At 59.5% G+C, this 21,256-nt stretch carries 18 protein-coding genes and 1 pseudogene; 9 read left to right on the forward strand and 10 right to left on the reverse strand.

The annotated features are described in order from the left end of the window. The first annotated feature begins 507 nt into the window (after positions 1-507). The 6 genes from ACP148_RS12860 to ACP148_RS12885 all read left to right on the forward strand — a co-directional run bounded on the left by ACP148_RS12860 (position 508) and on the right by ACP148_RS12885 (position 8,272). Positions 508-1,383, forward strand: a complete 876-nt coding sequence (locus tag ACP148_RS12860) for a hypothetical protein (RefSeq protein WP_332715743.1) — start codon at positions 508-510, stop codon at positions 1,381-1,383. Continuing rightward, entirely contained in the window at positions 1,376-1,966 is a 591-nt protein-coding gene (locus ACP148_RS12865; protein WP_220305760.1) for a hypothetical protein, read from the forward strand. Before ACP148_RS12860 ends, ACP148_RS12865 begins: the two co-directional genes overlap by 8 nt. Next, positions 1,875-3,716, forward strand: coding sequence for a type IV secretion system DNA-binding domain-containing protein (locus ACP148_RS12870; RefSeq protein ID WP_338607703.1), 1,842 nt, complete (start codon positions 1,875-1,877; stop codon positions 3,714-3,716). Before ACP148_RS12865 ends, ACP148_RS12870 begins: the two co-directional genes overlap by 92 nt. 133 nt (positions 3,717-3,849) lie before the next feature. Next, entirely contained in the window at positions 3,850-6,513 is a 2,664-nt protein-coding gene (mobF, locus tag ACP148_RS12875) for a MobF family relaxase (protein WP_220305762.1), read from the forward strand. Further along, positions 6,506-7,264 (forward strand): hypothetical protein, encoded by a 759-nt coding sequence (locus tag ACP148_RS12880; RefSeq protein ID WP_332715750.1) that lies wholly within the window; start codon positions 6,506-6,508, stop codon positions 7,262-7,264. Before mobF ends, ACP148_RS12880 begins: the two co-directional genes overlap by 8 nt. A 270-nt stretch (positions 7,265-7,534) precedes the next feature. Continuing rightward, positions 7,535-8,272 (forward strand): hypothetical protein, encoded by a 738-nt coding sequence (locus ACP148_RS12885; protein WP_220305765.1) that lies wholly within the window; start codon positions 7,535-7,537, stop codon positions 8,270-8,272. Positions 8,273-8,409: 137 nt separating this feature from the next. Here ACP148_RS12885 and ACP148_RS12890 read toward each other — a convergent pair. The 4 genes and pseudogenes from ACP148_RS12890 to ACP148_RS12905 form a co-directional block, all read right to left on the reverse strand. After that, positions 8,410-8,682: pseudogene (locus ACP148_RS12890) on the reverse strand (zincin-like metallopeptidase domain-containing protein); the annotation flags it as partial. A gap of 110 nt (positions 8,683-8,792) precedes the next feature. After that, a complete protein-coding gene (locus ACP148_RS12895) occupies positions 8,793-9,785 on the reverse strand; it encodes a tyrosine-type recombinase/integrase (RefSeq protein WP_036744228.1) in 993 nt (330 codons plus the stop codon). Further along, positions 9,782-10,723: a tyrosine-type recombinase/integrase gene (locus ACP148_RS12900; RefSeq protein ID WP_036744226.1), complete on the reverse strand. Its 942-nt coding sequence runs from the start codon at positions 10,721-10,723 to the stop codon at positions 9,782-9,784. Before ACP148_RS12900 ends, ACP148_RS12895 begins: the two co-directional genes overlap by 4 nt. Further along, positions 10,720-11,937 carry a tyrosine-type recombinase/integrase gene (locus ACP148_RS12905; protein WP_036744225.1) on the reverse strand — a complete coding sequence of 406 codons (1,218 nt, stop codon included), beginning with the start codon at positions 11,935-11,937 and terminating at the stop codon, positions 10,720-10,722. The genes ACP148_RS12900 and ACP148_RS12905 overlap by 4 nt, the downstream gene beginning before the upstream one ends. Before the next feature lie 252 nt (positions 11,938-12,189). On the opposite strand from ACP148_RS12905, the gene ACP148_RS12910 reads away from it, so the two are divergent. Both ACP148_RS12910 and chrA read left to right on the forward strand, forming a co-directional pair. Then, on the forward strand, positions 12,190-13,011 hold the full coding sequence (locus ACP148_RS12910; protein WP_036744223.1) for a chromate resistance protein ChrB domain-containing protein: 822 nt from the start codon (positions 12,190-12,192) through the stop codon (positions 13,009-13,011). Next, complete coding sequence (gene chrA / locus ACP148_RS12915; RefSeq protein WP_036744230.1) at positions 13,011-14,378, forward strand: chromate efflux transporter; 1,368 nt, start codon at positions 13,011-13,013, stop codon at positions 14,376-14,378. The genes ACP148_RS12910 and chrA overlap by 1 nt, the downstream gene beginning before the upstream one ends. A 187-nt stretch (positions 14,379-14,565) precedes the next feature. Here chrA and ACP148_RS12920 read toward each other — a convergent pair whose 3' ends face one another. Beyond that, the gene (locus ACP148_RS12920; protein ID WP_220305766.1) at positions 14,566-15,258 is read right to left on the reverse strand and encodes an ArdC family protein; all 693 of its coding nucleotides are present in this window, start codon (positions 15,256-15,258) and stop codon (positions 14,566-14,568) included. Positions 15,259-15,640: 382 nt separating this feature from the next. Here ACP148_RS12920 and ACP148_RS12925 point away from each other — a divergent pair, with 382 nt between their 5' ends. Further along, a complete protein-coding gene (locus tag ACP148_RS12925; RefSeq protein ID WP_240549718.1) occupies positions 15,641-16,099 on the forward strand; it encodes a winged helix-turn-helix domain-containing protein in 459 nt (152 codons plus the stop codon). A gap of 21 nt (positions 16,100-16,120) precedes the next feature. Here the strand turns inward: ACP148_RS12925 and ACP148_RS12930 are convergent, their stop codons facing one another. From ACP148_RS12930 to ACP148_RS12950, 5 genes are read right to left on the reverse strand one after another with little or no spacing between them, the layout of a single operon-like run. Then, positions 16,121-16,657 (reverse strand): type II toxin-antitoxin system VapC family toxin, encoded by a 537-nt coding sequence (locus tag ACP148_RS12930; protein ID WP_220305768.1) that lies wholly within the window; start codon positions 16,655-16,657, stop codon positions 16,121-16,123. Next, the gene (locus ACP148_RS12935; protein WP_220305769.1) at positions 16,657-17,412 is read right to left on the reverse strand and encodes a hypothetical protein; all 756 of its coding nucleotides are present in this window, start codon (positions 17,410-17,412) and stop codon (positions 16,657-16,659) included. Before ACP148_RS12935 ends, ACP148_RS12930 begins: the two co-directional genes overlap by 1 nt. Further along, the gene (locus ACP148_RS12940; protein WP_220305770.1) at positions 17,409-17,696 is read right to left on the reverse strand and encodes a helix-turn-helix domain-containing protein; all 288 of its coding nucleotides are present in this window, start codon (positions 17,694-17,696) and stop codon (positions 17,409-17,411) included. Before ACP148_RS12940 ends, ACP148_RS12935 begins: the two co-directional genes overlap by 4 nt. Then, positions 17,693-18,046 (reverse strand): type II toxin-antitoxin system RelE/ParE family toxin, encoded by a 354-nt coding sequence (locus tag ACP148_RS12945; protein WP_309207458.1) that lies wholly within the window; start codon positions 18,044-18,046, stop codon positions 17,693-17,695. The genes ACP148_RS12940 and ACP148_RS12945 overlap by 4 nt, the downstream gene beginning before the upstream one ends. A 9-nt stretch (positions 18,047-18,055) precedes the next feature. Beyond that, positions 18,056-21,247, reverse strand: coding sequence for an Eco57I restriction-modification methylase domain-containing protein (locus tag ACP148_RS12950; RefSeq protein ID WP_332715757.1), 3,192 nt, complete (start codon positions 21,245-21,247; stop codon positions 18,056-18,058). Positions 21,248-21,256: the final 9 nt, after the last annotated feature.

Here is a 21,256-nt window from a genome sequence, read left to right on the forward strand (position 1 = left end):
TGGGCTCCGACGATTTGACGGAAGTAGTCGCAAGGCCAGGACACCTAAAATGCAGGCTTGAACGGGTTGGATCAATTTGGGGACATCGGATCCATCCTATTTCGGGCATGGGGAACATCGCCGATATGGGGCGACATCAGGGTGCCAGTAGCAACAGCAGCTGGTCGTATCGGATAATTTGCGAGCCGCCGGGAAAACACCGTTTGCCTGCCATTGCCTAATTGCCTAGGCATATCTGACACTGACGGCGTTCGCGATATTTTTGGTAATTTTGTCAGTTTTGGCAGGGAGCTTCCCGCGCGGGGCGCGCCGGGTCCCCCGCAATGCCCCAGAAGACAATCTGGCGCGACACATGCAATCCCCTGATTCCGCAGCGTTCTGCCGCAAAATTTGGAACAAAAACTCCTGACCCGAACACCCCTGACGTTTAACTCGGGGGGGTGCCCGGAAGAGACATTTTTCAGCGTGCTTTTCTCGTGGGCGTCATCAACGCTCAAGGAGCAAATCATGAGCAGCAAGAATACCACCGGCAAGCCGCCGGTCTCTCCGACCCAGGGCCAGACGGCATCTGCCGTCGAAGTTCCGACCGTCGCCTATTGCTTGGGCCCGAAGGGCGGAATCGGCAAGTCAACGGTCGGTCGCCTGGCGATCGACGGCTGCTTGGCCGCCGGACGTAATGTTTCGATCGTTCAGATCGATCGCGCGCCCACACTTCCGGCTCTCTATCCGGAGCTGACGACCACGATCGCGGCGCCATCGGCGGAAGACCTTCGCGCGGACCTGCTTGCGTCCGTGCGTGTTTTCGAACCGCTGGAACATAAGATTGAGGAGATCGTTGCCAGCAACGGTGTGCTGGTGGTTGATGTCGGCGCCGGCCATAACACAAGTGCACTGCTCCATTTCGTCGCCCGCGCCCGCTTCGACCGTCATTTGGCCGACAAGGGCGTGAAAGTGGTGGCGCTGGCGGTAACGACGGCGGACAACAGCGCGATGACGCAGACTGCGGCGATGATCGATGACCTGATTCAGGTCCATCCCGCGGCCGAGATCGTACCTGTCCTTAATGCATATGGCGGCAATTTCCGCTTTACGACGACGAGCCCCGCCCACAAGACCTTCGCCGAGCGCATCCAGCCTGCCATGAAGGGCCGGCGCCATCTGCAGTTGCCGGCAGTGGCGGAAGGCGCCTGGCCGCTCTTCGAATCCGCCGGGATGACATTCATCGATGCGGTCATGGCGACCGACGAAGAACTGATGACGCGCCTCGGTTTGTCGCGCGCCATGGCTGTGGCGGTTCAGGCGGACGTCTCAGACTTCCTCGGATACGTCTGGCCGCGTCTGGGTCAGATTGTCGGCTTCGACGTGGAGAGGTCCAATGGCTAGCATCCCTGCCAAATTGATGGGGCGGATCGCCCGGAACGGAGCGCGCGGCAAGGCCGCGCGTCTCTTCCTGCGCCGGAACGTGTCAAGATTGTCGCCAGAAGAGATCGCCAAATTGCCAGCTTCGACGCTGAAGCGAATCGGTCGCGAGCTGCGCGCGGCGGCGATGGGGCAGGCGAACGAAACCGTCGGCGCTGCGTCTGGCCAGATCACGCCCCCCGCGTCATCCAGTTCGAACAGGACCAAACGCATTCCCTCGCTCATCCAATTGCTGATCGAGGCTGTGATTTGCATCGTCGCCCTGACCGTGACCGCTGTGGCCGTCGAACGTCCCGTCCGTTGGGGTCTTTATCACGTTGGCCTCTTCTCATCTGAGCAGATGGGCCTTTGCCAGCGTCTTGATCGCTGGAGCGATGGCTGCAGCTTTGAAGTTCGGACCGATGGTCTTGGCATTGATCAGGTTGCCGTGCTCGTGGACATGCCGCCGGCGGTGCTTGCCGCCGCCAACCCAACTCTTTTCCCCTACGAACCCCTGCCTAGGGGCACGCTCGTTCGTATTAGCCGTTCGGGAGGCAGTAATGAGTAACAAAGATCACGACCTCACGCCGGTGCCCGACGTTTGGCCGGGCCGTCGAGCCGCGTTTGGCGCTTCTGTCCTCATAGGCCTGATTGTCGCCGCTTTTTTATTCGGTGTCCTGCCGGTCTATGGCTGGAACTCGACAGCTGCCTCTATAATGGTCCTCGGCCATGAAGGCTTGTTGTCCATCATCGGTCTTGCCGCCATGGATGCGACTCCCAAACTTGCAGACGCCGCCAATCCTGTCGAGCGTCTGATAATGCTGCCGTTCAATGGTATGCTATGGCTCGCCTATCCGATCAGCTTTGTTCTGGCTTTGCCCGCTCGACTTGTTGAATGGGATTTGCTGGCCGATATTTCGCTCCGCTTGTCGGGCACGGCAGCGGCGAGCTTGGCGGCTGCAATCTTGGTATTCCGCCATGTGGTGAACCGGGCGCCCTATCGCCGCCGCGCGACCTGGGTCGACGGCCCGCAGGTGCGCTGGTTCAGTGATGCCGTCGCAGGCGCCTCCAATCATTTGCGCAGACTTGTCGCTGAGGCCGGTCGTGGTGTGAAATTGGCGCCGGGCCTTTTCCTGCCCCGGCGGGCGGAGCATGAATCGATGTTCATCCTGGGACTGCCGGGATCGGGCAAGAGCGTAATCGCGGAAGGGCTGATGCGGCAGGCGATCGAGCGCGGTGACCGGCTCCTCTGCGTCGATGTCAAAGGCAACCTCATCGATCGAATGGTGCGTCTTTTCGGCAAAACAGTGGCTAATGTCGTGGGCATGGAACCCGGTGGCGGCATCTGGGCTATCGGCGGGGATGTTACGAGCCGCATGACTGCATCGCGCGTCGCTGCCCTGCTAATTCCGGCGTCCAAGGATCCCGTTTGGTCTGCTGCTTCACGGCTGCTGCTCGCCGCCTTACTCGTCAAGCTGGTCCAGTCCCGGGGCAGAAGCTGGGGGTGGACCGAAATTAGACAGTCCATTTCTCGCCCGGTTGAAGAAATTGCCGCCGAACTCGCGCCGACCATGCGACAAGTTGCCGAAATGCTGCGCGGTCGCGATGGCGAGCCGTCGTCGATGGCACTCTCGACGCTCTTCAATATGGTTTCACATATTGATGATCTCGTTCAGACCTGCGCCGATCTGGAAGCCGAAGGCTGGCCAAGAGTGTCACTGAGAGCCTGGATTACGGGCAAGGGACGCCGCGTCCTTATCCTACGCCACGATCTGGGAAACCGCGAGCTTTCCGGACGCCTTCTTGCCGCCATGGTACGAGCGGTCTCGAGCGATCTGCTGAGCCGCCATCTCGAAGATAACATCGATCACGGCATATGGATATTTGCTGACGAACTCCCGCGCATCGGTACCGCGGCCAAGGATGTTTCGGATCTGGCGTCGCTTGGACGGTCCCGCGGCATAAGAGTGGTAGCAAGTGCACAAAGCCAGGCACAGCTGGAAGAAAAAATGTCGCCTGCAGCGGCCGAAGCCCTGACCGAGAATTTTGGCAAAGTCATTGTCTGCAAGGTACGACCGGGCAAGAGCGCCGAGCGCATCTCCACCTCGATGGTGGGAAGCGCAACCTATGCAATCAGGTCAGGAAAGGATGAGACACAGACGCTTCATCAGGTCGCGGCGTTTTCCGCCAGTCAGATGACCAGAACGCTGGGGCTGACAATTGACTGGCGAGGCGGCAAATCGATCCGCGCTGCGGTCATTGGGCTCGACGATGTCTATGTTGTGGAATGGAAATTCAGCGATTGGCCTGGCCTTTAGCGTGAGGAGCGATGCAGCTTATTTGAGGTGTGGCCGGGGATTTTGGTTTGCGGCTGCGCCGTTAAGTGGAGGGGGTGCCCGGAAGCCAGGATTTCAGTCCCTCTAGTTTCGCCTGTGAAAGGGAGCAGGCGAAATGGTTGCAACAATCGCGGCGGGCACCTCCGCCCAATATTACACCGAGACAACTGAATACTACGTCGGTGGGCGGGAACCGGCAGGCCGGTGGATTCTCACCGCCGGGGGACTTTTGCTTTCGGTCGGCAGCATTGTTGAGTCCAAGCCTTTTGAGCTCTTGCATGCCGGCTTGCGTCCGGACGGTTCAGCCCTCCTGTCCACCGTCGGCGTCGGCGGCCCCCGTCGCCGCATCGGCGGATACGATGCGACGTTCTCGGCGCCCAAGAGTTTCGCCCTCTTGTGGGCGATGGCCGATGATGACTTTCGCGCCAGGCTGGAAGACGCCCAGGCCAAGGCAGTCGCTCAAGCGATCGAAATCGCCGAAAAATACGCTGCCTTTTGCCGGTTCGGACGCAACGGTGTCCACCGGGAAAAAACCCGCTTAACGGTCGCCAGCTTCCAGCATGGCGAATCACGTCCAGCCGAACACACGGACGGACGGGTTTTTGAGGACCCAAACCTTCATACGCATACCGTGATCATTAACGCCGGCCCGCGTCAGAATGGGGGCTTTGGAGCCCTCGACGGAACGGCGCTGTTTGCCTGGAAAATGGCCATGGGTGCTCAGTATCATGCCGTGTTGGCGTTCGAGCTCATGCGACTTGGTTTCAAGATCGAGCTAACAGGCAAGAACGGCCTTTTCGAAATCCGCGGCGTTCCCGCCGATCTCATTAAATATTTCTCGGCGCGCCGGAATGAGATTGCGGACGAACTTGCTGCCATCGGCATGCAGAGCATGGATGCGCCCTCGGTCGCGGCCTCAGTCGCACGCAAATCGCGCAAGATCAAGCAGCAGCATCAGGCCGAGGATCGGCATGTTGGCTGGCGCGACCGCGTTACCGAACAGGGATATGACGCAACTACTTTGATCGCGACGAGCCTCGCTCAGCCGGAACACAAGGAAAGCCTTGCGGACCGCCTTGCTCAGATTGCCGGAGCATTGACGGAGCACGAGTCAACGTTCGAACGGCGGAATCTGCATGCCGCAGTAGCGTCGGCTTACGTTGGCACTGGTGAGGACCCACGTCATGTGGCTGCCGAAGTCGATCGAATGATCGCTGAGGGGGAATATGTCGTGCTTGACCGTGACCGGTTCGGCCAGGAAATCCTGACCACCCCCGAAATGCTCCGGATCGAACGCGAGATCGGCCAGATGGTGCGCGAGCTGACTGCCATACCAGGCGCAGCGCTTGATGCCGGACGCGTCGACGAGCTGGTGACCGAGCATGGACTCAATGACGAACAGGCAGCGGCCGCACGGGCAACCCTTACCGCGCAGGTCATCCATATCATCGAGGGGGCACCGGGGTCTGGCAAGACCAAATTGCTCGAGGCAGTGACCGAGGCTCTTCAGGAAACAGGCCATCGCGTCATCGCCGGCGCCACGGCCTGGCGAGTCGCCAATGCCCTACGCAATGATCTTGCGATCAAAGCCCGTGCCATCGACTCCTGGCTCGCCGTCGCCCGGACCGGTGGCGACTTCATCACCGCCGGTACGGTCCTCATCGTTGACGAGGCCGGTCTGCTCTCGAGCCGTCAGATGCACGCCCTGCTCAGAGCCTTTAGCGAGGCGCAGGCAAACGGCGATAGCAGCAGCCGTCTGATCCTGGTGGGGGATCGCGACCAGTTGCAGAGCGTGGGCGCCGGTTCTGGCTTGCGGCTCGTCGCCAACGCAATGTCGGGTTCGAAAGTCGATGAGATCGTTCGCCAACACGAGCAATGGGCTCGCGATGCCATCACTCATTTTGGCAAGGGCCGCGCGCGCGAGGCGCTTGCGGCATATCGCGAACGAGGACTAGTCCTCGAAGCCGATGGTGCTGCCGCCACCGTCAAAGCCCTCGTCGATGCCTGGGAGCAGACCAGGGTCGGCGCGGGAAACGGTTCTGCACTGATCATTGCCAAGAGCAACGCGCAGGTCCGAGCGATATCGACTGAAGTGCGCAGGCGTCTACGCGACCGGGGCCAGATCGTCGGAGCCGAGTTGCTCCTGCCAGCTGTGAGCGCATCGCATCAGGAAGTAACCCTGCCGCTGGCCCAGGGGGATCGTGTGCGCTTCCTCACGCGCGCAACGCTGGACGGCGGTGAGATCGTCAACGGTACGGAAGGCCGGATCGAATCTATTCGTAGCGGAACGCGCGTCGAATTGACCGTTGCGACCCAGAATGGCCGCGTCCGATTCTCGCCTGACGAAATCGCCGACGAACAGGGACGCGCAAAGCTTGCCCACGCCTATGCCAGCACCATCCATCTCGCCCAGGGAACCACCGTCGACCAGGCTGTCGTCTGGGTGACGCCAGGCATGGATCGCCACGACATCTATGTGTCCGCCAGCCGGGCCCGTGCCCAGACCCAGCTCGTCATCGATCGTAGGGCGGTCGAAACCAGTCTGAAGGCCAGCCTGCCACTCAGCGAGCGCAGACGAGGTGAGGCGAAAGAGTTCGATGAGCGTCTGGACTTTCTGGCGACGCAACTGGCGCGGGCACGACTCAAGCGCACCACCCAGGATTTCGCGCCGCAGATGGAGCCGCAGGTTCCGCTTCCCCTCCTGTCAGCGTCGCGGGAGCAAGCGCAACAGGATGACGCCAGAAAGCGCGTGCAGGTCAGGGAGATCAGCCTTGACTGAGGCAAACGTGAAGCGCCGCAAGTCAGTATCGCCTATGGTCGAACGGTCCGCCCACGCGGACCGCTCAACCCTGATGATGGCCAAGACCAACGCCAAAGTCCAAGCGATCAGTGCCTGCGCCCGCGAATCACTGTGCGCCAAAAACGAGCTTGGCCAGTCTGACCTGTGCCGGTCAGATGCCGTATCCCCCTCGGGTCAAACCCATCAGCTCGCTCTCGCGGCGGGTGATCACATCCGATATCTCGCGCGCAAGGATGAACTCGGGGTCATCCATGGCACGGCCGGGCGCGTGCTCGATGTCACGACCGATCTGACCGGAACGCTGATTGTGCGTGCCAAAGTGGAGGGTCGCGCCCAGCTTGCCCACGCATGCGCGACCACCAGTTGCGGGTCTCAGGGCCTTACGACCGACCAGTCTTTTCTGATCTCTGATACATCCATGGACCGCCACGACATCCTTGTCGTGGCCTGCCGTCACAGGCATGGGCTCGAGGTCTTTTTTGATGCCACAGAGCCCGATACCGGCGCAAAAGCGGCCCGTTTGCTCACCGATCGGGAGCGGCCGGTCCAGGACGGAGAGCGCCACGTCCTACTCGCCCAGATCCTGAGCCGCTCAGGGACGCGGGCTTCCACCCCCGACTATCTCCGCCCGTGTGCTCTCGAGCATGTTCAGGTGCCAGATCAGGGTGCCCACAAAGCCTGCCAGATATCTGCAGCGCGAGCCGCGCTAGGTCTCAGCCATGAGCGCTGATGACGCAAAGCTTAGGCCCAACAATCCGCCGACCAAAACCATCCCCCGTGATGTTGACCATTGCGAACGATATCTTGACCGCCTTGCACTGGTCGTGGAACGGGCCGGCAGAAATGCCGCAGCCTTTGTCCCCATCGTGCGCCGGCTCGAAAGGGAGCTCGCCGAGGCCAAGGCGGATGAGGAAGTGCTCGCCAAACTTAGGGCAAGGTTGCGGGCCGGATCAGCAAACACACGACAAACCAACCCACAAGACATAACCGGAGACAGCGAATGACCCTCACCTTTGCCCTGCCAAGATGTCCATTTCCGCTTGTAGACATGCCGCCGAAAGTTTCGCCCCTCGATTACGAACGGTTTCGCCCGAGAAGGTACTGTGCCGATGAGCGCTATGTTTATCGAGTCGACTACCTTCATAGCTTTGGAGACTGGCTTCCGGACCGCATTAAGGCTGACGGTCATGGATACAGAATCCCGCTGGACAATATTTTGCGTCACCGTGACGCCAACAAAGCGTATATCGATGCGATCATGGAAAAGCTCGATCGCATGACGCGCACCGGGTCGAGCCTTCGCGCCATCTATTTCTGGGACAATCACAATCTGGTGCGTGAATTCCAGCTCACCCATATCCGGGACTTTTCCTACATGGAAATGGATCATGCCCGAAATGTTACCGGTGAGCTAAAGTCGTACGAACTGAAACATATCCCGGTGATCTCACGCGTACACCGCTCGCACTTGCCCTTAGGCACTATAATTCCCGATCTCAATCCCCAGCTTACCCCTTTCGGACTGGCCCACGTTGTCGCGCTTGCCTCGGGAGAGCACGTCAGCATCCCTTCACAGCACATAGAGTTCTGGTATCGCAACCAATGGACCGATATTGCCAATATTGACCCCGACATGCTGCAAGCCCAATGCGCCCAGGGATCGCTGCGATCCGTCGTTCCAGCGATTCCGCAGTATCTCCTTGGCGGCGACCGGGGTCGTTCTCGTGTCGACCGATGAGGGCAAAATGGAATACGGTGCAAGATTGCATATGCAATGACCTTGGCAATGTTGTTGACTGTCCTGCAGCCTAACCATTCCAGAGGCAAGAGCCCGGGAATGGAATGGCGCAGGGTGCCCGACTGTGATGCAAGGGGTTATCCCGCCTGGCCATGCACCAAGAGCCAGTTTGCAGCCTGGGATGCCTTGGCGGCAGCCGAAAAGATCGCCTTCTTGTCGTTTTTGAGAATGGCCAGCCAGCATTTGATATAACTGGCATGATCGGCGCGGGGCGTGGGCGTCAGTCCCAGATCGGCACACAGAAATGCTGCACCAAGTTCGGCAATCAGCTCTTCGGCAGCATAGGCTTCCTTGCCAAAGCGACCTGAAAGATCCCGATCGAGTCTGGATTTTGCGCCTGACCAGTGGGTCTTATGCCGATATCGGCATAAGGGGCATTATGCCGGAAGTGGGATTATGCCGCATGGCCGAGTGCGGTGGCTGGTTTGCCGAGGTTCGGCCATGCAGCGGTTCGGCATATTCAGAGCGATTCCAGGAAGGCGAGCAACTCGTCGTTAGGACGATACCGCCCCGGATGCGTTTCCGGGTTGGCGACCTGAGCGAGCGCTTTTTCCTTCAGCCGCATGTCGGCGTGGATATAGATTTGAGTGGTCTCCACGGATTCATGCCCGAGCCAGAGGGCGATTACAGACTGGTCGACGCCATGGTGCAGCAGTTCCATCGCAGTGCTGTGGCGCAGCGTGTGTGGCGTGACTCGCTTGCCGGCGAGGCTCGGGCAAGCTCGTGATGCCGTCAGGCAATGCTTCCGCACCAGATGCTCCAAAGCATCCCGGCTGAGTTGCTCGCCTCGGATTGACGGGAACAATGGCCCGTCGCTGTCGCGGCGTTCGCCTACCCAGACCTGGATCAGTTTCGCCGTATCGCGACGAAGGGGTGTGCTTCGTTCTTTTCGCCCCTTGCCGATGCAGCGGATGTGAGCGCCGGTGCCGAGAACCACGTCTTTGCAGCGCAGGTTGACCAGTTCGGACGCCCTTAGCCCGGTCTGGAGTGCAAGCACCAGCAGGACGTGATCTCGCCGCCCGACCCAGGTCGTTCGATCCGGCGCGGCCAGCAGCGCCGCTATCTCATCAGCGTCGAGGAATGTGACGCTGCGCTTCACATATCGCTTGTTCGGCATGGAGAGAATGCGCTGGCAATGAAGCAACCAACCCGGGTCGGTCAATGCGACGTATCGGAAGAATGACCGGATGGCTGCAAGACGCGTATTGCGGGTGCGGGCCGTGTTGCCGCGCGCCGTTTCCATATGGGTCAGGAAGTCGGCGACGAGATCGGCATCGAGATCTTCGATCGTGAGCTTTGTGGGCGGCTTTCCACATCGTGAACTTGCATATCGGACCAGCAGCCGGAATGTGTCCCGGTAGCCAGCGACGGTGTGGCGGCTCGCTTCCATTTGCGTGCAGAGCCGGTCAGTGAAGAAGCGCTGGATCAGCGTGGGGAAGTTGGTCGCCTTCATCGACCTTCCTCCGCCGCCGCGCCTGTTATTCGAGCGGAGGCCAGTTCCAGCAGTTCCGGGACCGCTTCCAGATACCAGTATGTGTGGGCGGTGTTTGCATGACCGAGCCATGTCGTAAGCTTGATCATCTCGCGACCGACGTCTTTGCCCGACCGATACCAACTCAGCATGGTCTGCACCGCGAAGGTGTGACGAAGATCATGGATGCGCGGGCCACGGCCGTGCCGAAGATAAAGCTGCCGCTCTCGCAGCCCGATCTTCTGGCATACATGTGCGAAGTTGTAGCGCGCACCGCAGTCGCCAAGACGACGCCCCTCACAGGTCACGAAGAACGCTTCCGGCCTGCGCCCGAGCAGCCGGTCCCGCTCGCGACTATAGCTTTCCAGCCGTTCCACGACGCTCGGGTCCAGCGGCAGCAACCGCTCCTTGCCGAGCTTGCCCTGCCGGACATGAAGCACACCGGATTCGACATCGAGATCGGCAGGATCGAGACCGAGAGCTTCGCTGATGCGGAGCCCCGTCACGGCGATCAGACCGAACAGCGTCGAGCACGTCAGGCCGCGCATCCCGTAGGTCGATGGCAGCGATCGCGCATGCTCGATGATCGCAACGATTTCGGCGTCACTATAAATATATGGATGCACACGTTGAACGCGACCGGGCACCAATCCCCGGGGCGGGGCCTCGTGCCTGGGATCCTGTCCATGCAGCCACTCGGCGAACTGGCGGGCCACCCTGAAGCGTGTTGCCCGTGTTCCGGGACTTGCAGAGGGAAGGCTTTCGAGCCAGCGCATGATCAGGTTGGCGCTGACGTGCAGCGCGCCGTCGCTGTCGGCGAAGGTGACGAAGCGGCGTAATATCCGTCCATCCGTGGTCATTGCAGTGCCGAGCTGTCGTCTGACGGTCAGATAGCAGTCCATTTCGGCAAGGAAGCTCATCGTGCCACCTCCGCAACAGGCCAAGGCTGGGCAATGGAGCGCAGCCCGTCCGTATCGAGCTTGGCGTAGATCATCGTCGTCGCCCGCGATCGATGCCGCAGCAGATCGCCGATCTCTTCCAATGACGCACCGGCGCGAACCATGTTCGTCGCCAGGCTGTGGCGCAGAACATGCGATCCCACATAGGGTGTCGGGGGCTTCACGCCCGTCGCCGCGAACGCCTCCTTCAATATCGTGTTGATGACCTGGCTGTCCTTGAACGGACGGTTGGGCGCTCGATGCGTCACGAACAACATGCGCGTGGTCGCTGAAGTTCGCTCCTCCTGTAAATACCGAATGATGGCTTCGCCGACGTCCGGCGGGATTGGCAACCGGTCATGTTGCTGCCCTTTTCCACGAACCATCAGTTCGCCGGCGCGCCAGTCGATGTCATCCAACTGGATCGCGATAATCTCCGGCGCACGCAGGCCGAGACGAGCCATCAGCAACAGCATGGCGTAGTCGCGGGCACCACGCCGCGGATTGGTGCGCACCGACGCGACGACGGCCTCCACCTCATCAGGCGACAGATAACGAGGGAGCCTCGCGCCCCAAGGTTTGTGGACTCTGGGGACGCAGAGCGAGAGGTTGGTCGTCGTGAGGCCCTGGGCGAACAGATACTGGAAGAAGCTGCGCAGATGCGTGGCCGGCGTCTTGTCGCGGAACGGGCGCTTGCGTGAGAGAAGGTGCTCCATGAACGCCACGACATCCCGCACGTTCAGCGCCGGCAGGTCGAGCACATTGTCGCCGAAGCGATGGTCGAGAAAGCGATCCGCGAACCGGAGCACGTGATAGATCGTACGCGGGCTGAGACCGCGTTGCCGCAGAAGATAGGTTTCGAAGTTGCTCAGCAGCTCTGCGCGCTCGGCCTGCGCAGGTGTCAGCGGCGGTCGTGTCGCCACGCCGATTTCAATCAGATGCGCGACGAACAGCCTGGCAAGATTGGGAACCTTGATCTGGCTCTGCGGTGTCGCTGGCAATCGACATCCCAATTCAACAGCAAGATCTGGCGTCAACGCCGACGGTGCAATGGCCTCGTCATCGAGCAAGCGACCGAAGCGTCGAAGCAAATAACGATAATTTTTCAGCGTATCCGGTTTGTAGTTTCTGGACGCAAGGCTTTCTTCGAATGATGCGAGATACTGATCAAGGCATGTATGATCGGATTTTTCCATTTCTGTGCTCCATGTTGGTGGAGCAATGAACTTCGCGCCAAATCCCCGCTTTGTGACCAGTCGATCTTCATCTGAGGGCACGTGCGGCCAAGACAATATTTCGACGTCACCTCTTCAACGCTGACCCGCATATAGAGTTCTTGACGTGGCTGCCCGGACTTTCGTATCTAAAATTATGGGGATTGCGAGCTCCCCACGAGGCGCCAGCCGAAGATCGCGTTCCTGTTCAACCCCGGCCACGGAGGAACGCACATGCCTGCGCCCAATGCCATTTCGTTCGATAAACTCACCCGCATCATCGGAACCCCTCGAGCGCCGCTCTTGCTCGACGTGCGGTCCGAGGAGGATTTCGCGACCGATCCACGGTTGCTCCCTGGCGCCGCCCGGATCGATGACCAGGCGCTCGCCGCGCTCGCGTCACAACTCGGTGGGCAGCCGTCCATTGCCGTCTGTCAGGCCGGCCACCGGCGCAGCCAGGGCACGGCTGCCTGGCTTCGCGCCGAAGGCTGCTCCTCGGAATATCTCGAGGGCGGGTTCGATGCTTGGCGAGCGGCCGGACTCCCGTTGATCGATCCAGGCAAGTTGCCGGCGCGCGATGCGCAGGGCCGTACCATTTGGGTCACCCGCTCCCGCCCCAAAATCGACCGCATCGCCTGTCCTTGGTTGATCCGGCGCTTTCTCGATCCCCGTGCGATCATCCTGTTCGTTGCCCCCGCCGAAGTGGTGGGCGTCGCCGAGCGCTACAATGCCGCGCCCTTCGACATCGAGGGCGTGTTCTGGAGCCATCGGGGCGAGCTCTGCACCTTCGATGTGATGCTGGCCGAGTTCGGCCTAGGCATTCCCGCCCTCGACCGCCTGGCCGCCATCGTTCGCGGAGCCGATACCGCTCGGATGGACCTCGCACCCGAAGCCGCCGGTCTGCTTGCCGCTTCGCTCGGCCTGTCGCGGATGTATTCCGACGATCTGGAACAACTAGAGGCCGGGATGCTCCTCTATGACGCCTTTTATCGATGGGCACGGGACGCGACCGACGAGACCCATAACTGGCCCACTAACAAGCCGAAGGCAGAATGATGCAGGACCGCGCATATCCAACCCTTGGTGCGGCCACCCGCATCTGGGCCCGCATTGGCCTGCTGAGCTTTGGCGGCCCCGCAGGACAGATCGCGCTCATGCATCGCATCCTCGTCGAAGAACAGCGCTGGCTGGGTGAGAAGCGGTTCCTTCATGCGCTCAACTACTGCATGCTGCTGCCGGGGCCGGAAGCCATGCAACTCGCCGTCTATATCGGCTGGCTGATGCATCGCACCCTCGGCGGCATCATCGCGGGCGTCCTCTTCGTGCTGCCGGGCGTCGTGGCGATCATGGCACTCAGCTGGGTCTATGCGCTTTACGGCAATGTCGGGCCAGTCGAAGCTTTGTTCTTCGGGCTCAAGGCCGCGGTGCTGGCCATCGTGGTGCAGGCGGTCATCCGGATCGGCTCGCGTGCACTGAAGAACGGGGCGATGGTCACCATCGCCGCCGCCGCCTTCGTAGCGATCTTTGGCTTCGCCATCCCTTTCCCGCTCATCATCCTGATTGCTGGCTTGATCGGGTTCTTCGGCGCCCGTGCGGGTCTGCCTGCATTTCATGGTGGCGGCGGACACGGCAAGGTGGGCAAGGTCCAGGTCGATGACGCCGACACCCTCCTCGGCGAAGAATCGCCGGCTCACACGCAGGTCAACCGAGGGTGGGCGTTTCGCGTCTCGGCAGCGTTCCTCGTGCTCTGGTTGGTCCCGGTCGCCCTGCTGTTCGCCGTCTTCGGTCCGGCCAACGTTTTTGCCCAGATCGCAGGCTTTTTCAGCGTCATGGCCGTGGTGACCTTCGGTGGCGCTTATGCGGTCCTTGCCTATGTCGCGCAGGAGGCAGTTCAGAACTACGGCTGGCTCGCCCCCGGCGAGATGCTGGACGGGCTCGGCATGGCCGAGACTACGCCCGGGCCCCTAATCATGGTGACGCAGTTCGTGGGCTTCATGGGAGCCTTCCGCGATGCGGGCGGACTGTCGCCGTTGATGGCGGGAACGCTGGGCGGGCTGCTGACGACATGGGTTACGTTCACACCCTGCTTCCTCTGGATATTCCTAGGTGCCCCGTTCATCGAGCGCTTGCGCGACAACAAAGTGCTGACAGCAGCCCTGACGGCGATCACGGCCGCCGTCGTGGGGGTGATCATGAATCTTGCGGTCTGGTTCGGTCTGCATGTTGTTTTCGATGAGGTGCAGACGATCACGTCTTTCGGCCTCGATCTCGATGTGCCCGTCTGGTCCACAATGAACCTGTCTGCTGCGGCGTTGGTCCTTGCCGCGCTTGTCGCGGTTTTCCGCTTCAAGCTCGGCCCAGTGACGGTTCTCGCCGGGTGCGCAGCGGCTGGTCTGGTTCTTGGGGTGGCCAACATTGCATAACGGTGATCCGCTCTCGCGATCCAAGTGAGAGCCAAAGGGCCCATGACGAGATTGATAAGGGGACAACGCCGCATTTCGTCAAAGCCCCACCCGGACAATCGGATCGTGGGCACGCTAACCCCTAACCGAATTCCTCAGCTCCCTTGAGTTTCGTTTGGGCGTCGGTTTATGCCGAGCGCAAAGAGGACTATGGCCTGCAATTACAGCAGAGCGCTTGCGAAGTCGGCATAATCCCACTTCCGGCATAATGTACAAGCTCATGGCAAAGCGTCGCGTAAAAGGCCTCGCGTGCCCCACTTGTATTTGTGCCCACAAAGCGCTTGCGATCCGGCATTCGGATCAGGTCATAGCCGGGAATGTAGCATGCATGTTCGCCACCCTCGTCGATGACTGCACCGGTGGCGGCAACGAACTGCTCTGCCTTCTCGATCGGATCGAATAGCGGTCCGTCTGGAAGTGTCTCTGGCGCACATTCAAAGCCCTCAACCTGTGCTGCGTTGAACACGGAGCTGGCCCGGGCAATGAACCGCTCACCGACTTGGGTTTCGCCGGTCTCCTGGTTGGTCTCTTCAACCGACAGAGTCTTATGAAAGACCACGAGCGCGGATTTCTCGCCGCGGCGGACCTGGCAGCCCTTGTCCTGCCATTGCCGATACGTGCCCCAGATGTTGGACGGGTATTCAGCAACAAACGCTGCGACCCAGAGGCTGACGATGTTGACGCCATTGTAGGGGTTCTTCGAAGCGATGTTGACGGGGCGGGCAAAGCTGCCGGCCGTGCTTTTGATCCATGGGAGCCGGAAGTCTTCGGCGGTCTCGATCGCATCGACGATGCGGTTGGTGATCTCCTGATGGACATCGAATTTTTGGGTGCGTGGCATGGGTCTCTCCTTTCGTTGCCTGGAGCCGCGATCGGCGCGGCCTGATGGCGACCGAAGAGGCTGAGCCAGACGGCCCTTGCACCCCGAAAGGGGCGGGCGAAGCGAAAAGACGGCGCATGCCGTTGCGAGGGCGGAGGGTTCGGCCAGGAAAGCCACGAAGGAAGGCCGCGACACACGCGGCGGTCAGACGGAAAGCTGGAGAGAGAAAGCGACGCCCATGAAGATGAATGCAGCGCAATCGAGCACACCCAGCATGATCCGGCAAATGTTGAAGCGTCCGGATTCAGCGCGAGGACGGCGCCCCCTCCCAAACTATTGACTAGAACCTAGTTACAAGGTACTACTAATCGCATCAGTGCAAAGAGGATGGTGTGCTACTGTGATGCCCGTTGTTCGAATTTCCGACGCCACCTGGGACCGGTTGAAGAGGTATGCGCGTCCCTTAGAAGATACGCCCGATGATGTGATCCGGACCGCCTTGGATGCATTGGACAAAACGCTGGGCAAAACGCCGCCTAAGCCAATCCGGGCAGCGCCCAAGCCCAGGGGCAAGAAGACGCCGCAACGCGAATTCCGCAATCCTCTGATGCGCGTTCTTCTTGATTTAGGAGGGGCCGCATTCAGCAAGGATATCCGCGATCGGATGGAACCGGAGGTGCGCTCTATGCTTGGAGCGGCCGATCTCGCACCAGTCTCATCAGGCGATCCACGGTGGTGGAACGCTGTGTGCTGGGAAAGAAATGACCTAAAGAAAGAAGGGCTGATGCGCAGCGATTCCGATCGTGGAATCTGGGAGCTGAGCGAGGACGGCTTGCGGGAGGCGAGACGGCTATCAGAGTAGAGCTGAGCCTTTCAAGGAAGCCTAGCTATCGAAGTCCATGGCAGTCTGCGGGTCTTCGGGGGGCAGATCAAGGTCGGCTGTTCGGTAGGCTCTCAACCCAGCCTGCTCCGCATATCTCACAACATCGGTGTCGTCAGAATAGACGGTTGTCGCCCCTTCGGCTTTCGCGATGGCCACGATCTGGCGGTCGAATTTGACCTTACCGCGCGTGACCTCAGGATCAGCAGAATCGATACGAATTCCTCCGCGTCTAAGCGCGTCGCCGATCGCTAACGCTGCCTCGATGGCGGCCTTTTGATCAAAGTTTGCAATGCGGAAGACGGCCTGCCCATTCAGGGCATCAAGATAGTGATTGGTTGCCTCACCCGAATGGACCAGGATTTCACTCAGCACCGGCGTTGGCACGATGATCTTTTCACTGGCGTCGGACAGTACAGAAACAAGATGCTCTATGCGGGCAGCAGCGTTTTCGACCGGCAAACCGGTCGCTGGATCAATCGGGGGCTTTGCCTTTGGCTCGATGAGCAGCAACAGAACGGAGGTATCGAAAACCACCATCAGTGAAGGCCATCCTTGCCGTCCCGCAACTCATCAAGCGCCGCGATCGGATCGTCCATTTCGGCCCAATGGCTGCCCTGCGCGGCCCGCAGATCTTCAACAGCCTCCGCAAGGTCGTGATTCTTGAGGATAGCAAAGGTGGCAACTCGGAAACGCTTCAGCGTCCAGATGCCGTCTTCTTCTCGCATCCATCTCCCGCTTCCATGGAGTCGGATTGGCTCGAACAGGTGATGCCCGAGTCGGCGCGCTGTTTCTCGGTCTGTTTCAATGCCGGTATACTTCAACTCGCCATTCTGTAGCTGAAGGTGGATTGTCTGGTCAGCACCCGTCACGCTGATCAGAATACCATCAATCGACCCCTCCTGCGTGAAAGGCCCGTATTTGACCGGCTTTGGCCGTTTGACACCCGGAAACTCAATGATCTGGGCCGTGGGACTTTCACCCTCGTAGACATAGCCGGTGGCATTGTCATCGGCGAGAAGCCGGTCGATTTCGTTCCACGCCTTCAGAGCGTCTTGGCCAGCTTCCCTACGACGGACACGCTCAAGCTGCTCATCCACTTTAGGGATTTCTTCGCGATCAATGCGACTGACAAGCTGCGTGCTGCCCGGCTTGAGCTGGTCAAAATGAACCCCATGTTCGTTGCCCAGCATGGCAGCAAATGCCTGCATGTACTTCGCCAGACGCCCCATGGGAATGGTTTTTGGCGAATAAGCTTTGATGTAGAGCGTGAGTGTTTTTTCGTCCGCCTTCATGGGCTCACCGCTCGCTCCAGGCTAATCTTCAGCCGCGAACCCGTCGCAGCAGCATAGCGTTGTAGCGCCTTCATCGAGGGACTGACCCGTCCACTTTCGAGCTTGGCGATATAGGACTGCGAGGTATGCATCCGCTCGGCCAGTTCCGTCTGCGTCAAGTCTGCCTCGCTCCGCGCACGGATCAGCGCCTCCGCGATCGAGAACTCCTCGGCGAGAGATTCATATTCAGCGCGCACATCGGCACGCTTCAGCAGATCCTTTTTCAGCTCGTTCAAGCTTGTCATCTCACATCCTTCGCTCGCTTCAGGGCGAGCTCGATTTCGCGGCGTGGGGTCTTTTGGGATTTCTTCACGAAGATCCTGACCACCACTACGCGCTTTGGTCTGGCAACGACATACAGAGCGCGGGATATGCCGTCCCTGCCCTTCATCCTGATTTCCCAAAGCGGCCCTTCCAGGTGCTTCACGTGGGGCTCGCGAACGCGCTCCAGCCCCAAAGACTGGATCAGCTCACCGATCCGCAGGAAGCGGGCAATCTGGTCAGCCGGCAAAGCTTCAAGCTCCGCCCGCACCGTGTCACTCAGGATTTCAATCTTCCATGAAATCAATATATCAAATCTGACGTAATAATGCAAGGGTGCTCATCAGATGCTAGACTCCAACAGCTCGATCTCCTCACCAGTCAAATCGAAAAGTCCATACACCAGCTCGTTGATACGGCGCTCATTGGCCTGGATCTCGGACGAAAGGCGCGCAATTTCTGCCTTGTCTCGGGCGATCCAGTCTTCCCAGTCGCTACGCTCGGACAGGGGGATATCTGCCTTCAGACACCTCTTGACCTCAGACCGGAATGCAGCGAAATCCGGCAAAAGCCACCACTTCTTGAGCTTGTTTGAAAGATTCGTGAACGCTCCAATAGGAGCGATATCCGGTATACGTCGTGTTGGGGCACGCTGCAGGACGTGGCGTCTTTCCGCTGCCGCTTGACAGGACTCAGCGATCGCGGCGATTTCGTTTTTCTGAGATTCAGAAGCAAGTGGAATAGGAAGCGACCTCAGATATTGGCTCTTCATCCGGAAGTATCCGCCCCTAGCTATTGTTGTTTCGCTCGTGAGTGCAAACCAAAGTACGTTGGAGCCGAGTAAAGCGGCCTCATAGTGGGAGGCGCCTTTCAAGCAAAAACACGTCATGTCGATGTAGCTTCCGCTATCAACGGAAAAGCTAGGACGGTTGGCGATGTCCCGGTACACAACTTTCGTGCCTGCATAAGTAGATTCAAACGCTGCTTGCGCCTGCTGCAGCTCAAACCATTCCTGCTTAGCAGCCCGCTGTTCCAGTCTAGACTTGAATTGGGAGAGTCGCTCTAGGATTGCGGGGTATTTTAGGACATCGATGGTTGACTTCGGGATGTATATAATGAAGCGTTCAGCCGACGCTACGTGCCACTGCTCCAACTCATTGCCAAAAATAATGGGCTTAATGAGGTCCGCAGAGTTCGGATCGGCGGCGACAAGCCGGTTTCTTTCTGTGCGGTCGATGACAAACGCCTCGTTACGCCCAGTTTTTATGCCAGCATACGGATCACCGTAAACATCACCCAATCGCTCCCGCCCTGTCCGGATCTTGCGCCGCAGCGACTGCAGCCCAGCCTCTTCCAGAGACCACGACCCAGAGGAAAGTGAAGACTGCGGATAAGTGGCCGCCCCTTTCTCAAAATTCGCACGAAAGTTAGATTCTGGTAGCGTGTCGACCGTCCAAAAACGAAGCGTGTGATCTTTTAAAGGGGCCTCGCGCCGCATGGTGAGGATGGCGGGATAGGTGGTCACCCCCTCAAAAACTTGCAGATCGCCAAAATAAACTACGGTTTCAATCGTTGCCTTCTGGCGCAGAAAATCGCGTAGCGGCCTACCAGAGCCCGTTTTGAAGAAAGACGATGACGAGATGTATCCAAGCCGACCTCCAGGCTTCAGCAGGTTGAGCCCGCGCTCGAAAAAGTAGCAGTAGAGATCCGCCCGATCCGACACCACCTCGAACCGTTTTTCTAGGTAAGGCTTCATCAGCTTAAGGTGCTCCATCCGCACATAGGGCGGATTGCCGAGCACGATATCGAAGCCACCTTCGGCCATGATTTGGGGAAAGGCGCTCGCCCAGGTAAACCCGTGCGAGAGATAGGCGAAATTGGAATCTTCGATCAGGCTGTCGCCCACCTTCAGATTGCCACCAAGACTGTCAAGCGGCTTGCCGCGACGAGCCGTTTTCACCCAAAGCGAAAGCTTCGCGATCTCGATGCTTTCGGCGTTCACATCGACGCCGAACAAATTGCTGGTGAGGATCTCACTGTCGGGGACGTAATTGAGAAGATCGCCCATATGCTCAGCCCTGGGCGCCAGCTCCTTGATCTTCTCATTCACGCGCAAGAGCTCGGCCTTCATGTAGTCGAAGGCCATCACCAGAAAAACGCCCGACCCGCAGGCTGGATCGACGATGCGCAGCGACTTCAGCCGGTCCCGATAGGCCTGCCATGCTTCCAGTTGCGCGCTCTTACGCTTCCACTTGATCGCCTCGTAATCAGCAAGGCTCGATCCCTTCTGCGCAAATTGCCTGACGATGCAGGCAAAGATCTCTTCCAGGTGCGTGCCGAGCGTTTGCTCGACGATGAAGCGAGCAATGTAGTCTGGAGTGTAGACGACACCGTCGCGCTTGCGGCGACCACTCGTTCCTGTTTTCTTTTCAGCTTCGACCTCATCACCGCGTGCTTCGGCTTGGAGACGTTCCACATCGGCGATCGATTGCTCAAAGATGTGCCCCAGAACGGTGACCGAGACTTCCGAGCTGAAGTCGTAGCCGCCGATATCTTTGAATTTCTCGCAAACCGCGTCGGGGATGTTGAGCTGATCGACGATGGGATCAGGGGCAAACAGTCCCCCATTGTACGGCGGGACATTCAGCTGATGATTGCCCTTGTCGATTGAGGTGAAGAGCCCTTTGAAATTATCCCAGATTGGGCGAGGATTGAAAGGATCGGAATGCTCGAATGCCTTTTCGAGAATGTGGCGTGGCAGGAGCCCTGTGTCCTCGGCAAAGGCCGTAAAGAGGATGCGGTCTAGGATGGTCTGCGCCGCTGCGATCGCGCTCAGACCGTCGAGAGATGGTAGTTCCTGGCGCACTGCCGCGATGAGGTCGCCGCGCAAGGATTTGTAGTCCGAATAAAGCGCGTCGGTAATGTCCTGGTCTTCGCGGCGGCTCTCCTTGAGCAGCGCGGCCGTTTGGCCGCTCAGCAGGTTCTCCGCCCCGAGCAGAAGCATAAATCGAGCATATTGAGCCGGCTCAGTCAGCTTGGCGAGCTCGAAGTGCTCATAGGCTTGCGTGCCTTCGCCGAAGCCGTAGAGCCTGAGCTCAACATAGTTCGACACGACGACCCATTTCACACCGGGCGCGTTTGTGGCGTACTCCCACGCCTGCTGCACCGGACTCTTTGCCCGGCCAGGCATAATGGCATCGAGATCCTTGGTACGCGCTCCCTTGAGCTCGAAAGGTGCAAGGATCTGGGAACGCTGCGGCCCAAAATGACCAAGGGCCAGATCGACAGAACCGCTCAGGATCGACTGTTCTGAAGTCACCGTGTGGTCAGGGGACACGACGGCGCTGACATAGCCAAGCACACCCTCCACAATCTTGGCCTTGAAGTCGCCGTGAAGGGCCGTCTCCTTCAATCCGGTGATACGGCCCGAGCGGATGAGCTCACTCCACTCTTTCAGCAGGGCCTCGTGACTGGCAGGAAGACTGTCCGGGTAAGCAATATGGCGATCGAGCGTTTTGGGATTGAAGAGATGCATGCGCTTCCG

This window comes from Pelagibacterium sp. (assembly GCF_965249125.1).
Lineage (GTDB): Bacteria > Pseudomonadota > Alphaproteobacteria > Rhizobiales > Devosiaceae > Pelagibacterium.

Excerpts from the sequence above, each read along its gene's own strand:
- ACP148_RS12860 (WP_332715743.1), top strand. The coding sequence starts at position 508 with ATGAGCAGCAAGAATACCACCGGCAAGCCGCCGGTCTCTCCGACCCAG.
- ACP148_RS12865 (WP_220305760.1), top strand. The coding sequence starts at position 1,376 with ATGGCTAGCATCCCTGCCAAATTGATGGGGCGGATCGCCCGGAACGGA.
- mobF (WP_220305762.1), top strand. The coding sequence starts at position 3,850 with ATGGTTGCAACAATCGCGGCGGGCACCTCCGCCCAATATTACACCGAG.
- ACP148_RS12885 (WP_220305765.1), top strand. The coding sequence starts at position 7,535 with ATGACCCTCACCTTTGCCCTGCCAAGATGTCCATTTCCGCTTGTAGAC.
- ACP148_RS12895 (WP_036744228.1), bottom strand. The coding sequence starts at position 9,785 with ATGAAGGCGACCAACTTCCCCACGCTGATCCAGCGCTTCTTCACTGAC.
- ACP148_RS12900 (WP_036744226.1), bottom strand. The coding sequence starts at position 10,723 with ATGAGCTTCCTTGCCGAAATGGACTGCTATCTGACCGTCAGACGACAG.
- ACP148_RS12905 (WP_036744225.1), bottom strand. The coding sequence starts at position 11,937 with ATGGAAAAATCCGATCATACATGCCTTGATCAGTATCTCGCATCATTC.
- ACP148_RS12910 (WP_036744223.1), top strand. The coding sequence starts at position 12,190 with ATGCCTGCGCCCAATGCCATTTCGTTCGATAAACTCACCCGCATCATC.
- chrA (WP_036744230.1), top strand. The coding sequence starts at position 13,011 with ATGCAGGACCGCGCATATCCAACCCTTGGTGCGGCCACCCGCATCTGG.
- ACP148_RS12920 (WP_220305766.1), bottom strand. The coding sequence starts at position 15,258 with ATGCCACGCACCCAAAAATTCGATGTCCATCAGGAGATCACCAACCGC.
- ACP148_RS12925 (WP_240549718.1), top strand. The coding sequence starts at position 15,641 with ATGCCCGTTGTTCGAATTTCCGACGCCACCTGGGACCGGTTGAAGAGG.
- ACP148_RS12930 (WP_220305768.1), bottom strand. The coding sequence starts at position 16,657 with ATGGTGGTTTTCGATACCTCCGTTCTGTTGCTGCTCATCGAGCCAAAG.
- ACP148_RS12935 (WP_220305769.1), bottom strand. The coding sequence starts at position 17,412 with ATGAAGGCGGACGAAAAAACACTCACGCTCTACATCAAAGCTTATTCG.
- ACP148_RS12940 (WP_220305770.1), bottom strand. The coding sequence starts at position 17,696 with ATGACAAGCTTGAACGAGCTGAAAAAGGATCTGCTGAAGCGTGCCGAT.
- ACP148_RS12950 (WP_332715757.1), bottom strand. The coding sequence starts at position 21,247 with ATGCATCTCTTCAATCCCAAAACGCTCGATCGCCATATTGCTTACCCG.